Below are 12,827 nucleotides of genomic sequence, written 5' to 3'. Positions count from 1 at the left end.
CTTACTTTATTGTATACTATCAAGGCTGTACCACCACCTTCTCTACCCGCATCCCTGTTGCCGTCCGCGCCCGCAAAGTATAAAGCCCCGCCGGCAGCCCGCTCAAATCCAGCGTATGCTGCTCATGGAAGGGGCCCTGCGCGCGGCGAATAGCCTGTCCGGTGCTGTTCCAGACTTCCAGTTGTTCCACCTGCTGCCCGGGGAATTGTACGTGCAATTGCCCGGTAGTGGGGTTGGGGAAAACCTGAAGCTGCTCTTGCGCTGGCACATCTTCTGTGTCCACAAAGACCCCGTTAAAGATCACGGGTACGGTCATGCCGCCAATGGGGATCAGGCTGCCATCTTCCCGCACTGCAACGATATCCCGAAAGCGCAGGTAGGAGGTATCTGAAGGGACTGGAATGTCGAAATATTCCCGGACTTGCATCGTGAAGAGTTCGTAGGTGCCGGTGCCCTCAATTAAGGTGCCTGGTGCCATTTTATACCGGGCGAAGCCAATAAGTCCTTCCTCATTGAGGGGCATCCTGGCGTATAGTTCTTCCGAACTGCCAGAAATAGTAGCAGGATGGATGGTCCCATCAAAGTATCGGGTATCAAATTCGATGGAAAAGGACAATCCTTTGAGCTCCGAAACGTCAGCCAGAGAAATACGCGTAAGTACGATACTACCCGCATTTACACCGTTAAAACCATTTGGGAAACCCGGGCCAACCTGCAATTCCGGCCCTTCCACGTAAGTCGGGCTCTCCACATAGTCGGGCCGCCGCAGATTGTAGTTGAGGTGGGTGACTTCCACATCAGCGGTGTCAATACTGCCATTTCCATCGGTATCGGCGTGTTTGACCAAATCGGTGGACCAGTCATCGGCTACTTTGGGGCCCCAGAACAAACCGCCATCGCGGGTAGGGCCCGTGGTTGTTGCGTTCAGCCCGATAGCGAGCAGGTCCTCCTGATTGGCAATACCATCGGCATTGGCATCCCCGGGCCAGACGCAGTCGTTGGTGCAAAGCGGCTGTTGCGGGCAGGCATCTTCAAAGCCATTGGCGTAAGCCTCGTGCAGGGCATCAAGCTCGCCGTACATGGCGGAGACGTTTTCGAGGAAGTCATTGCCGGGCACGCGGGTGTAGAGCCGGGCGGTGGCAACAGTTACCGATTCGTTTGGGCTTAAGCTGCCCAGTCGTACGCCACCTACGCCACGCCAGTCTCGGCCCATAAGCTGTTCTGAATACAAAGACCATCCCTCCGGATCGTTCGGGTCATCAGGGAACATAAAAGTGGTTTCTTCTGTAGAACTCATATAACCATTGCCTCCCACAGTGATGGGTGTATCATCCAGCCATCTGCCATTCATATAATGGTAATAGCTTGTCGGCTGTCCGGGGTTGCTTGTACCAGGCGGACCATTACCGCCAGTGAAGAGTATATAGGATGACAGTGGGTGACTGAGGATAACCGAGGATTGTACGGGCGGATTTTCTCCAAAACTGTCTACGCCCTGCGGGCATGGGTTTTGGTCAATGGGATTGTCGTTGTACACAAAGAAAGCATCGTGTTCGGGAGCGGAGCCGACATAATCATCGGTATAGCAACCCAAGTCAAAGTCGGTCCAAATAGCGAACCGTAAAGAGTCCAGCAATTCCACTCCGCGGTTGATGAGTTGGTACTGAACAAAAACCGTCCGGTCCAGGATGCTGCCTCCGCAACTGACGGCCCAGGAAGTCCGCTGTATCTCCATGTTTAGCGGATTTCCTAATGTCTGACCATGAACATCGCCAGCATCATTAAATACACTCCAAATCATTTGCTCAGGTGTCACCGCCACTTCTTCCAGGGCCGGATAGTCCCCCGCCATGGGGTCGTACAGCCCATCGCCATCGGTATCGGCAAAGGGGGCAAGACCGTGCTCGTCATTAGGCAGAGGGAAGCCAAACGCCTCCTCGAAGTAAGGGTTGCCCTTGCCTGGCCATTCCAGGATAGCGGGTAGGGGAGTGTCAACTGTACCGTTGTCGGCAAAGTCGGCAAGGTGAGCCTCAATCTCATACCTGCGCACACTCCAGGTGTGGTCCCAATTGGCACAGGCATCGGCATCGATGGCGCCACCATTAGGCAAGGGGCCCGGAAAGTAATCGCTCTCTCCACTGGCTCTGCCATAGGTTTGAGCAGATACCTTCAGGTTGCCGGCGGGGTCAATACCGCCCAGCCACAGCCCTTCCGCAAAAATAGTACTGGGCATACCCGGAGCGCTTGTGATGCGAAATCTCGCATCGTTGCCATCCCAAAACAGGTCGCCACCCGTAGTGATCCGGGCCTGGATTTCATTCCCAAACAAGTCGCTCATATTTTCAGGCGGCCCGCACTGTGCATTCAGGAGGTGCTGCAAGCCTAAAACGGTAAGAAGTAGAAGTATCCGGGTCTGCATACGCTGGTATTTTTGATGTGTATTCCAATATGGCCATTTTCCCTGGCGGCTGCCATCTGCAATGAGTGAGTGCTTCTCTGGAATGGCTGAATGAGTGCTTTCAGGGTGTAAGTTTACCTTGCCACCTGGTTAGATCAGCATTCAGCATCGGTACGAACTACGGGTTTTCCAACTGAAAGATACTGGTTTTTCGGACAAACAGGCAATGTGGAATTGTGAAGTCATATTTTGACTTCGTGCGTACAATCCCTGAATGTGTGAGCAACGCAATTTTCCTACCTTCGCGAAAAGTAACGTTTTCAAATGCTAGCCAAACGCATCATACCTTGCCTGGATATCAAGGACGGGCGCACCGTAAAGGGTGTCAATTTTGTCAACCTGCGCGATGCGGGTGACCCCGTGGAACTGGGCGCCCTCTACAGCGAACAGGGGGCCGACGAACTGGTCTTCCTGGATATCACCGCCACGCACGAAAAACGCAAAACCCTGGCGGCGCTGGCCCACGATATCGCAGCGCACCTGAGCATCCCCTTCACCATCGGCGGGGGCATTAAATCCGTTGAGGATGTGGACGTCCTCCTGGCCTCCGGGGCAGACAAGATTTCCATCAACTCGGCAGCAGTTCGCAACCCGCAGCTGATCGAAGACCTCGCCAAGCGCTTCGGGAGTCAGTTTGTGGTCGTAGCCGTAGATGCCAAGTCTATTGATGGCGACTGGTTTGTCCACCTCAACGGGGGACGGCTCGCTACTGAGATTCGACTGCTCGATTGGGTAAAGGAAGCCGAAGACCGGGGGGCGGGGGAAATCCTCTTCACCTCCATGAACCACGATGGCACTAAGAATGGCTTTGCCAATGGTATCACCGCCCGGGTATCCGAAACGGTTTCCATTCCGGTCATTGCCTCAGGCGGTGCCGGGAACATGGAGCACTTCTACGATGTTTTTACGGAAGGCAAAGCCGATGCCGGGCTGGCGGCTAGTATTTTCCACTTTCGTGAAATCGGCATCACCGACCTGAAGTCCTATCTTAGGGATAAAGGCGTGACGGTGCGGCTTTAAAATATTCACCTCAAAGACAATCAACGATGGCTGTAGATCCAACCACTATAGATTTTCAAAAAGGCGATGGCCTTGTGCCCGCTATTGTACAGGATGCCACCACCGGGCGGGTGCTCATGCAGGGGTATATGAATGAGCAGGCGCTGCAGAAAACCCTCGATACGAAGCAGGTCACCTTTTTCAGCCGCAGCAAAAACCGCTTGTGGACTAAAGGCGAGACTTCCGGCAATTCCCTGGCATTGGTTGATATCAAAGCCGATTGTGATCAGGATTCCCTGTTGGTCTATGCTCATCCGGCAGGTCCGGTTTGCCACAAAGGCACTGACACCTGCTGGGCGGAAGACAACTACCCGGCAGGCTTTCTCGGCCACCTGGAGTCTGTCATCCAAAGCCGGAAAAATGCCGATCCGGATACTTCCTACACCGCCCGCCTCTTTGCCCGCGGCATGAACAAGGTCGCCCAAAAGGTAGGGGAGGAGGCAGTGGAGCTGGTCATCGAGGCCAAAGACGATAACGAAGCGCTCTTCCTCAATGAAGCAGCGGACCTGATGTACCACTACCTGGTCTTACTGGCCGCCAAGGGCTACGAGTTGAAGGATGTGCTTAAAGTTTTGGAGGAGCGGCACCGGTAAGATCAGGCAGTCTTAGGGAGGCTAAATTCCGGAAACATACGCGCAATACTTTCTTCTGTAGCCTCACAAATTCCCCGTTCTGTAATCAGCCCCGATACCAGCCGTGCCGGCGTTACATCAAAGGCGTAGTTGGCTGCCGGGCTGTCGACCGGTGTGAGCAGGACTTTGAAGATTTTCCCGTTGCGCATCCCCTGAATGTAGCGCACTTCATCTGCAGAGCGCTCCTCAATCGGGATTTCCAGTACGCCATCCACCACTTCAAAGTCGAAAGTGGAAGAGGGCAGGGCGACGTAAAAGGGGACGCCATTGTCTTTGGCTGCCAAAGCCTTGAGGTAGGTGCCGATTTTATTCGCCACGTCGCCCTGCCGGGTGGTGCGGTCGCTGCCTACGATGACGAGGTCGACCTGCCCGTGCTGCATGAGGTGGCCACCGGTGTTGTCGGCAATTACCGTATGCGGCACACCGTGCTGCAGCAGTTCAAAGGCAGTGATGCGTGCGCCCTGATTGCGGGGGCGGGTTTCGTCCACCCAAACATGCACGGGGATGCCGGCATCGTGAGCGGCATAAATGGGTGCAGTGGCCGTGCCGTGGTCAATACAGGCGATCCAGCCGGCATTGCAGTGGGTGAGGATGTTGACAGGCGCCCCGTTTTTCCGCTTGCTGATGGCTTCGATAAGCGGTAGGCCGTGTTGCCCGATGAGGCGGCAGTGCTCCACGCTTTCTTCGGTAATATTCCGGGCGGCCTGCAGGGCAGCGGCTGTCTTGCCTTCCAAATCAGCCTGCGTATCTATTTTTTGCAGGCTGTAGCGAATAGCGTAGGCGAGGTTGACCGCAGTAGGGCGGGTCTGCAGCAGGGTATCAGCTGCCTTTCGGATGTATTTAGGCAGGCGGCGCTTATCTGCCGGGGCTTCAAGCATAGCGCTGTAGAGCCCGTAGGCAGCCGTGGCACCAATGAGGGGCGCTCCCCGCACGTGCATATCTTTGATGGCTTTCGCAAAATCGCTGAGCCGCCGCAGGTCTTCTATCATCAGCTGATGCGGCAGGTGACGCTGATCTATAATCTGAATAACGCCGGGCTCATCGGCTTTTTCCCAAATCGTACGGAAGGGCTGGCCATCAATTTTCATATCGGAGGAGGTTTTGCGAGCCCTGAAAATAGGGTGCATTAGGGAGAATTTTGACCTCTTAGGAAAAATTGATGTAGAATTAATACCGGCAGGCCCTTTTCGGAGTGGCTACATCGCACTTTGCCACATTAACCATGCAAGGATATAATCTGACCTTGCTTCTCCTACATCTTGCCTGCCTTGGTGAGATTCCGAATACCCACAACCAGTAAAATCCCGGGAGGAATAATGAAAATCAAAACAGGGAGTACCAAGCTTCCTCCTGAACCTATAAAAGCTAAGTATAAACCTGCTGTGAAGCTGGCTAACCCCACTGGGATAATACCTAATAGCTGAAAGAACCCTATTCTGGCAAGCCTTTCGGAGCCCTGAGATTCTATTCGTTTCTGCCGGGCATCCCGCCGTATCTGCCGGCGGTCCTTGACGAGGCCGGTGGCATACCGGATTTGCTGTATTTGACCAGGTGCAATTTTGCTCCTTCGGGTATCCCGGCAATATTGAACGATAAAGGTGTCTGCTGCGAAGTCCACGATCCGGACTTGCATCTCAATACCATTTCTCATGACAAAGGTGTCGCATTTGAGCGTATCTGTAGGCCAGTGAATGGCAGCTGCGCTTAGGTGGAGGGCAAGAATCGTAAGCGATAAGGTTAGGGTGAATTTTTTCATAGGGGCTTTTGCCTACATAGTGCAGTTGCTACTGATTATTTGCAATGATGAAAGTCAGTAAAATGGTTGTTACCCGCTACGGCGTTTACGGAATAATTGGCGTACGCCCTTTACAATTCGGAATAGCCCCTGTAGTAAGTGTATGTTTGGAGGTGCACTTCGGCTGATAACCAAAGCCTTGTGAACAGTGACGTCATAGAAAAATACTTATTTGACCCGCCAAACGCGCATTTTTTCATTTAGTCATAACCACAACTCTTTGATTATCAACTCTTGTTTGCTCCAAACATACACTAAGAGACCGGTGAATACTGTGGCTTTATTGTAGATTTAGAAAGCACAAAGACAGGGAATAGTATGAAGTGCTTCATAACGTCAGGTTTTTATGAAGCCAAAAACCATTCAAAGGCGCTCAGAAAGAAGACTCCTGTTTTTTTAGCTTTTTGCGCAGGCGCCCGGCTAGAATGAGGTTGGAGATGCCTCTAAACAAAAGATAGATCACTAATACCGTCAACGAAATGGAAAGGACTAATACCACAGATGCCCCTGAAACCACGAAGGCTAATATAGAAAAGGCTGCTACCGGTGCCGCGAGAAATGCACCGAGGAGTTGTAACTTACCCGTTGATTTAATACGCTTGGGGGTAAGGGCTTTGGCCCCCCTGCGTTTAAGCCTTATTTCCTGTTTGATTTCAGGCTTGCCAAACTGGGTGCCGTCGCTAAAACGGATAGCTTCCAGGTCGGCGCTGTGGATGTGAGTTTGGCGGTCCTCATCGCAGTACTGAACTATAAAAGAATTACCGGAAACCCCTACGATTCGGGCATGGGTTTCGATACCATTTTTAAGAACCAGCGTATCACACTTTAGCGTATCTGCGGGGCAGTGAACCGCGGCAGTGGCGAGGTGAAAAGTAAGCACGGTAAGCAGTAGTGTCAGGGCGAAGTTTTTCATAGGGGCTTTTGCACATATAGTATAGTTGCCACTGATTATCTGCAATGATGAAAGTCAGTAAAATGGGCGCTACCCGCTACGGCGTTTACGGAATAATTGGCGTACGCCCTTTACAATTCGTCCCAGCCCTTTTACCAGGAAAAAGCCGGCAAAGATTGCTGTGATGATTAAAATAGGAAAGCCCAGCCATGAGTTGTAGACTGCCAGGACAAGTGCGCCCAGATAAAGGCCCGATAGCCCAATCAGCCCCGACCACAGGAGTTGCAGGAAACCGCTCAGTGTAGTGTTTAGAGCGAGGGTTTTGGGCCAGGCTTCCCGCCGGATATCTTTACGGCTTTTTACTGTCCCATCGGCATAACGAATCCGGTGTATCTTGCTAACAGGAATGCGGCTCTTTCTTTCATCCTTGCAATATTGAATGACGTAGGCTTTTTCCTCCAGTTTGATGACTTTTGCATAGAGTTCAAAGCCTGCTCTCATTTCTAAAGTATCACAACGGGCAGTGTCAGGGTAAATGTGCCGTGCACTGGCTTGAACCTGACAGGTAAGGCCAAGGGTGAGAATGAGGGTAGCCAGGGTTTTCATTGGGTTTTTGTCGTCTAAAATAGGGCGTTTGGGGTCAGTCAGGCAAATTTTTACAGGCTGTATCTTGCAACATGCCCTTAATTCGACTTCCAAAAATAAGGCGTAAACAGCACCAAAATCGTAAACAGCTCCAGGCGGCCAAGCAGCATCAGAATAGAAAGCACAAACTTAATCGGCGGGCTCAGCCAGGCGAAGTTGTCGACCGGGCCAACGCCACCAATGCCGGGGCCAACGTTGCCCAGGGCCGTGGCGGTAGCGCCTACCGCGGTGGTGAATTCCAGGCCCAGAGCGGCTACAACGATAGACCCTATGACGAATAAGATCATGTACAGTAGCAGGAAGATAATGATGTGGGTTAGAATCCTCCCGGTCACGACCTGCCCGTTCAGCTTCAACGGGATAACCGCACGGGGGTGCAGGATGCGCTTGAACTCCAGGAAGGAGTTTTTGAAAAACACCAGATGCCGTATCAGCTTGATACCCCCACTCGTGGAGCCCGCGCAGGCGCCCAGGAAAAGCAGAACAAAAAACAGCATTGTCAGGGCATTTCCCCAGGAGGTATAGTCAGCCGAGACAAAGCCCGTTGTGGTGATAATAGAAACGATCTGAAAGAGGCTGTCCCGGAACGCTTTCTCCCATGACAGGTCGGTGTTGTTGTGCACGCCCAGGGTGACAATGACGGCCAGTAAGCCTACAATAGTCAGGTAGGCCCGGAACTCATCGCTCTGCCATACATTCTTGAACTTCCCTTTCAGCCCGAAATAGATGACCGTATAGTTGGTACCTGCCAGGAACATGAAGAAAATGATGGGGTATTGCACCTGCGGCAGGTCGTAATAAGCCATGCTGGCATTCTTGGTAGAGAAGCCGCCGGTCGCCATCGTAGTGAGAGCATGGTTGATGGCTTCATAGAAATCGAGGCCAGCAATCAGTAGTACAATGCACAAGAGCCCGGTCAGACCCACATAAATCTGCCACAGCCGCTTGGCCGTTTCCCGTATGCGGGGGTGAAGTTTGTCGGAGGTTGGGCCGGGCGCTTCTGCTACAAATAGCTCAATACCACCGATTCCAAGCAGCGGGAAGATAGCCACTGTAAGCACGATGATCCCCATGCCCCCAATCCATTGCGTTAAGCTGCGCCAGAATAAAATACCCTTAGGTACTGACTCAATATCAGTGAGGACAGACGCACCGGTGGTGGTCATGCCTGAGACCGTTTCAAAGAACGCTCCGATCACGTCAGGGATCACCCCGCTGAGCAGGTAGGGCAGCATCCCAAAGGTGACCATGGCCAGCCAGCCCAGGGCAACGATCAGATAGCCCTCTCTTTTTTTGATATTAGTCGTGCCGGGTATAGGGATAAGCCAAAGAGCCCCTCCTGTAATAATACTGATCAGACCGCTGTTGAGCAGTGCCCAGAAGTCCCCGCTTTCGTAGTAGAGCGAAAAGGGAATACCGAACAGCATCATGCCCCCGATGAGCATGAGAAGTACGGCAATAACGCGGGCGATAGGTCTGAAATTAATCATGAGCAGCGGCTGTTGGTGCTGAGCTTAGTGGAATAACTGTTCAAGTTTGTCAATAGCCTCGGGCAACGCAAACACAATAACCTTGTCGTTGAGCTGCAATTGGAACTCCCCATCCGGGATAAGGGCTTCTTCTCCCCGGATGACCCCGCCGATGAGCGCAGTATCCGGGAAGTGCAGGTCTTTCAATGGTTTGCGGGTGGTCTTATTCGATTTATGGATAAGGTATTCGATGACCTCAGCATCCACACCGTGCAGGCTGGTAATGGCTTCTACTTTGCCTTTGCGGATAAACCGGAAAATATTATTGGCTGCAATCAGTTTTTTATTGATAAGCGTATCTACGCCAATGTTTTGGGAAATATGGATGTACTCTTTGTTCTCTACCTGAGCGATGGTTTTGTACACGCCGTGGTTCTTAGCGGTAAGACTGGCAATAATATTGGTCTCAGAGTTGCTGCTCAATGCGACAAAAGCATCCATGTTGTTTAGCCCTTCTTCCACCAAAAGGTCAATATTGCTGGCATCGCCGTTAATGATGAGGCTGTTGTTGAGCTGTTCGGCCAGGACTTTACAGCGCTCCTTATCGCTTTCGATCACCGTGATATTGTACTCGTTCTCCAGCTGTTTCGCAGTGGCCAGCCCCAGAGGGGTGCCACCAAGGATCATAACGTTTTTGACCTTGTACTTCTGTTTGCCGATCAGATTATTGAGTTTCTCCATGTTTTTCTTCTTGGTGATAAAGTAAACATGGTCACCTCTTCTGAGAATGGTTTTGCCCCTTGGGATGATGGTCCGGTGGCCCCGCAGGATAGCGATAGGACGAAGGTTGAGGTCCGTGTCCTGCTCGTCATCAATATTGAACAGTTGCTGGTTGACCAGCGGGCTGTATTCGTCCAGGGTAACGCCAATAAGGTTGATTTTGCCATCCTCAAATGCGAAGTGGTCTGTAAAGGAACACTCCCGGATCAGGCGCCGGATTTCCTCCCCTGCCAGCAGTACCGGAGAGATGAGAGAGTCTACACCCAATTCCCGGAAGGTCTCCCTTTGAGAGTCTTCAAGGTATTCGTGATTGCTCACCCGTGCGATGGTCTGACGTGCACCCATCTTCTTGGCCAGGATAGCAGTGACAAGGTTGGTTTTTTCAGAAGTCGTGACTGCCAGTACCAGGCGGGCTCGGTTGACATCGGCCTGCCGGAGGATGTCAATGGAGGAGGCGTCGCCGCGCAGGGTCATGACATCGAGGTGGGTGGCTGCATAGTCGAGCACCTCCTGATTGGTGTCAATGAGGACGATATCCTGCTTTTCAAAGGACAGCAGCTCGGCCAGGTGGAAACCTATGTCGCCGGCTCCTGCGATTACAATCTTCATGATTAGAACTTTTCAAAATCGAGGGCAGTTGTTTGTACAACGAGCCTTTCCAAGCTGCAAATATAGGCAGGGTAGTGGAAAGTAAGATTACTTTGGGTTTTAAATGCTGGTCTCTATGAGAATCTTGATGGTTTGTTTGGGAAATATCTGCCGTTCCCCACTGGCACAGGGGATTTTGGAACGTAAAGTGGCGGCCCAGGGTTTAGATTGGGAAATTGACTCCGCCGGTACCGGCTCCTGGCACATCGGCGAAAAGCCAGACCCTCGCTCGGTTTACACGGCGGGGCAGCACGGGCTTGATATCTCCGCACAGCGTGCCCGGCAGTTCGGCCGGCAGGACCTGAAAGACTTCGACCTCATCCTGGCGATGGACCAGTCGAATTACCGGGATATCCTCCGTTTAGCTCAATCGCCGGCCGAAGCAAAAAAAGTTAAAAAAATACTGGACTACACTTCTGATGAAAACGGCGGAGACGTGCCTGACCCCTATTGGGATGACGATGGCTTTGAGAAAGTGTATCAAATGCTGGATCAGGCTTGTGATGCCCTGATCGAGGCTCACCGGTAGGTAGGAAATGGGGGGATTCCGGCGAATACTGCCTTGCTGTATGCCAATCAAAAACGGCTGGTAGATGCGTTAAGCCTGTACCAGCCGTTTCTTTTTCCAGACAGGTGGGAAAGGATGCCTTTACCGGGCTTTAGCTGTCAGGTCAATGACAAGGGCCACTTCATCCTTAATGATGTTGTCCTTGACCACGCCAAGAGCGGATGCACCGTACATGACTTCCCACTGTGTACGATCGATGACAAACTGGGGCGTAATTGCCTTGATCATGCCGTCTTCCATACTGATGTTGGCAGGAATAGTTACGCTTTTGGTAATGCCCTTCATCATCAGGTTGCCTGTGATGGTATGAGTGGCATCTGGTTTATCCGGAGCTGGTTCTACCTGGGCGATTTCAAAGGTAGCAGTAGGGTGGGCGCCAACGTTGAAGAAATCATCACTCTTCAGGTGCCCTTCCAGGTCCTGGCGCTTCTCCGGGTTCTCTATATCCGTATCCGTAATGGTATTCATGTCTATCACAAACTTGCCGCCTGTCAGGTTCCCTCCCTCGACGTTGAGCTGGCCTTCTTTCAGTTGGATATAGCCTGTGTGTGAATTGCCCACGAGTTTGCCGCCTGTCCAGTTGATTTTGCTGGCTTCAGTATCTACACTGTATGCCATTCCTGAAGTATTTTCAGAGGTAGTGGTTTCCACCTTTTCCTGCGCTTCTACTTTTTCGCCTTCAGGCGTTTGTCCGCAGGATACGAATACTGCGCTCAGCAACAGTGCTGCGCCGTAAAGGAGCATTGCCTTTTTCATAATAGAGGTTTAAAGTGTTGAACAATTATAAAAGGAAAGGTCAGTTGTCTGAAATAGGTTTTAGTGGCGGGCTTTTATTTTTTCTCCACTGGCCTGCAGCGTTTCCAGGAAAGACATCGTTTGATCAAGACTCTTCAGTATTTCTATATTTTCGGACCGCTCCACTTTCTGGGCCACTACCTGATACCCGGAAAGGAGAATGCGGCAATCCTTAAAGTTTTCTGCAAGCCGGTCCACATATTGCTGCAAAGGCTCTCTGGAGAAAGTCTCCGTGATCATCGTGAAAATGAAGTCCGGCTGGTAAATAGTGCAGGCGTCCTTGAGATCGGCAAGGGTAATGTCCTGTCCGATATAAGCAACGTGGTTGCCTCTGGATTTTAGCAGATAGTGCATGAACAGCATGCTAAGCTCCTGCTTCTCACCTTCCGGTAAATAGATGAGGAACCGCTTCACATCCTTGCCACTAACCAAAGTCTCATTGTCAATAGCAACAACGATTTTCTGCCGGATCAGGTAACTCATGAAATTCTCCTGCACCGGGTTGATAGAGCCGGTAAGCCATAAAACACTGAGCTTATCCAGGAAAGGGTAAATAATCTCAAGCATGGTCCGCTCAAAACCAAGTTGCTGGATATTGGTACTAATGATCCGGTCAAATTTGTACTCGTCCATTTCAATCATCGAAATGGTGAGCGCATCGAGCTGAGTGCCATACTCAAAATTGATTTCAGAAATAGCAGCTACTTTCTCTGCAATCTCCTCACGGCTCATCTCCGCTATTTTGGAGATTTTGATACCGTTTTTGTTAAGCAGCGCAATATTCAGGATGAATTTCAAATCATCGTCCAAATAATACCGGATATTTGTTTTAGTCCGTTTTGGCTTGATGATATCATAGCGTTGCTCCCACACCCGCAAGGTATGCGCCTTGATGCCCGAAAGCTTTTCTAAATCTTTTATAGAATAAACGGCCACGCTATAATTTCTTTTAAATCAGTGTCTTAAGCTGCTGCAGAAGCTGTGGTTTACAGACCCTCCTGGTGAACAAAAATCCTAACATTAAACAAGATAAAAGGTTTAAATAAAATCATTTTCAATGAATTCCTGCTGCTTTGGCAGGCAGGT

12 protein-coding genes are annotated in these 12,827 nt (G+C 51.3%); 3 read left to right on the top strand and 9 right to left on the bottom strand.

Annotated elements, in window-relative coordinates:
* Positions 1-19: 19 nt before the first annotated feature.
* Positions 20-2,419, bottom strand: a complete 2,400-nt coding sequence (locus ACO08I_RS13095) for a T9SS type A sorting domain-containing protein (protein WP_421949539.1) — start codon at positions 2,417-2,419, stop codon at positions 20-22.
* A gap of 303 nt (positions 2,420-2,722) precedes the next feature.
* On the opposite strand from ACO08I_RS13095, the gene hisF reads away from it, so the two are divergent.
* Both hisF and hisIE read left to right on the top strand, forming a co-directional pair.
* Positions 2,723-3,478, top strand: a complete 756-nt coding sequence (hisF, locus tag ACO08I_RS13090) for an imidazole glycerol phosphate synthase subunit HisF (protein ID WP_282774109.1) — start codon at positions 2,723-2,725, stop codon at positions 3,476-3,478.
* A gap of 26 nt (positions 3,479-3,504) precedes the next feature.
* Positions 3,505-4,110, top strand: a complete 606-nt coding sequence (hisIE, locus tag ACO08I_RS13085; RefSeq protein WP_282780549.1) for a bifunctional phosphoribosyl-AMP cyclohydrolase/phosphoribosyl-ATP diphosphatase HisIE — start codon at positions 3,505-3,507, stop codon at positions 4,108-4,110.
* 2 nt (positions 4,111-4,112) lie between these two features.
* On the opposite strand, the gene mtnA is transcribed toward hisIE, so the two are convergent.
* The 6 genes from mtnA to trkA form a co-directional block, all read right to left on the bottom strand.
* Complete coding sequence (gene mtnA / locus ACO08I_RS13080; protein ID WP_421949538.1) at positions 4,113-5,237, bottom strand: S-methyl-5-thioribose-1-phosphate isomerase; 1,125 nt, start codon at positions 5,235-5,237, stop codon at positions 4,113-4,115.
* A 164-nt stretch (positions 5,238-5,401) separates the two neighbouring features.
* Positions 5,402-5,905: a hypothetical protein gene (locus ACO08I_RS13075; RefSeq protein ID WP_421949537.1), complete on the bottom strand. Its 504-nt coding sequence runs from the start codon at positions 5,903-5,905 to the stop codon at positions 5,402-5,404.
* 412 nt (positions 5,906-6,317) lie between these two features.
* Positions 6,318-6,857: a hypothetical protein gene (locus ACO08I_RS13070; protein WP_421949536.1), complete on the bottom strand. Its 540-nt coding sequence runs from the start codon at positions 6,855-6,857 to the stop codon at positions 6,318-6,320.
* A 69-nt stretch (positions 6,858-6,926) separates the two neighbouring features.
* Positions 6,927-7,442 (bottom strand): hypothetical protein, encoded by a 516-nt coding sequence (locus ACO08I_RS13065; protein ID WP_421949535.1) that lies wholly within the window; start codon positions 7,440-7,442, stop codon positions 6,927-6,929.
* Between the two features lie 77 nt (positions 7,443-7,519).
* Positions 7,520-8,971: a TrkH family potassium uptake protein gene (locus tag ACO08I_RS13060; RefSeq protein ID WP_282780540.1), complete on the bottom strand. Its 1,452-nt coding sequence runs from the start codon at positions 8,969-8,971 to the stop codon at positions 7,520-7,522.
* Between the two features lie 24 nt (positions 8,972-8,995).
* Positions 8,996-10,339: a Trk system potassium transporter TrkA gene (gene trkA / locus ACO08I_RS13055; protein ID WP_044220396.1), complete on the bottom strand. Its 1,344-nt coding sequence runs from the start codon at positions 10,337-10,339 to the stop codon at positions 8,996-8,998.
* 115 nt (positions 10,340-10,454) lie between these two features.
* Between trkA and ACO08I_RS13050 the strand changes: the two genes are divergently transcribed.
* A complete protein-coding gene (locus ACO08I_RS13050) occupies positions 10,455-10,907 on the top strand; it encodes a low molecular weight protein-tyrosine-phosphatase (RefSeq protein ID WP_282780537.1) in 453 nt (150 codons plus the stop codon).
* A 120-nt stretch (positions 10,908-11,027) separates the two neighbouring features.
* Here the strand turns inward: ACO08I_RS13050 and ACO08I_RS13045 are convergent, their stop codons facing one another.
* The gene (locus ACO08I_RS13045; RefSeq protein ID WP_282780535.1) at positions 11,028-11,702 is read right to left on the bottom strand and encodes a YceI family protein; all 675 of its coding nucleotides are present in this window, start codon (positions 11,700-11,702) and stop codon (positions 11,028-11,030) included.
* 60 nt (positions 11,703-11,762) lie between these two features.
* Positions 11,763-12,677 (bottom strand): MerR family transcriptional regulator, encoded by a 915-nt coding sequence (locus tag ACO08I_RS13040; RefSeq protein ID WP_044220401.1) that lies wholly within the window; start codon positions 12,675-12,677, stop codon positions 11,763-11,765.
* Between the last annotated feature and the right edge of the window lie 150 nt (positions 12,678-12,827).

It is taken from the genome of Phaeodactylibacter xiamenensis, assembly GCF_965229835.1.
Taxonomy (GTDB): domain Bacteria; phylum Bacteroidota; class Bacteroidia; order Chitinophagales; family Saprospiraceae; genus Phaeodactylibacter; species Phaeodactylibacter xiamenensis.
This window is presented reverse-complemented; position numbering and strand designations above follow the sequence as displayed.

Coding starts and splice junctions, on each gene's coding strand:
- ACO08I_RS13075 (WP_421949537.1), bottom strand. CDS start 5,905: ATGAAAAAATTCACCCTAACCTTATCGCTTACGATTCTTGCCCTCCAC.
- hisIE (WP_282780549.1), top strand. CDS start 3,505: ATGGCTGTAGATCCAACCACTATAGATTTTCAAAAAGGCGATGGCCTT.
- ACO08I_RS13045 (WP_282780535.1), bottom strand. CDS start 11,702: ATGAAAAAGGCAATGCTCCTTTACGGCGCAGCACTGTTGCTGAGCGCA.
- trkA (WP_044220396.1), bottom strand. CDS start 10,339: ATGAAGATTGTAATCGCAGGAGCCGGCGACATAGGTTTCCACCTGGCC.
- ACO08I_RS13095 (WP_421949539.1), bottom strand. CDS start 2,419: ATGCAGACCCGGATACTTCTACTTCTTACCGTTTTAGGCTTGCAGCAC.
- ACO08I_RS13050 (WP_282780537.1), top strand. CDS start 10,455: ATGAGAATCTTGATGGTTTGTTTGGGAAATATCTGCCGTTCCCCACTG.
- ACO08I_RS13070 (WP_421949536.1), bottom strand. CDS start 6,857: ATGAAAAACTTCGCCCTGACACTACTGCTTACCGTGCTTACTTTTCAC.
- hisF (WP_282774109.1), top strand. CDS start 2,723: ATGCTAGCCAAACGCATCATACCTTGCCTGGATATCAAGGACGGGCGC.
- ACO08I_RS13060 (WP_282780540.1), bottom strand. CDS start 8,971: ATGATTAATTTCAGACCTATCGCCCGCGTTATTGCCGTACTTCTCATG.
- ACO08I_RS13065 (WP_421949535.1), bottom strand. CDS start 7,442: ATGAAAACCCTGGCTACCCTCATTCTCACCCTTGGCCTTACCTGTCAG.
- mtnA (WP_421949538.1), bottom strand. CDS start 5,237: ATGAAAATTGATGGCCAGCCCTTCCGTACGATTTGGGAAAAAGCCGAT.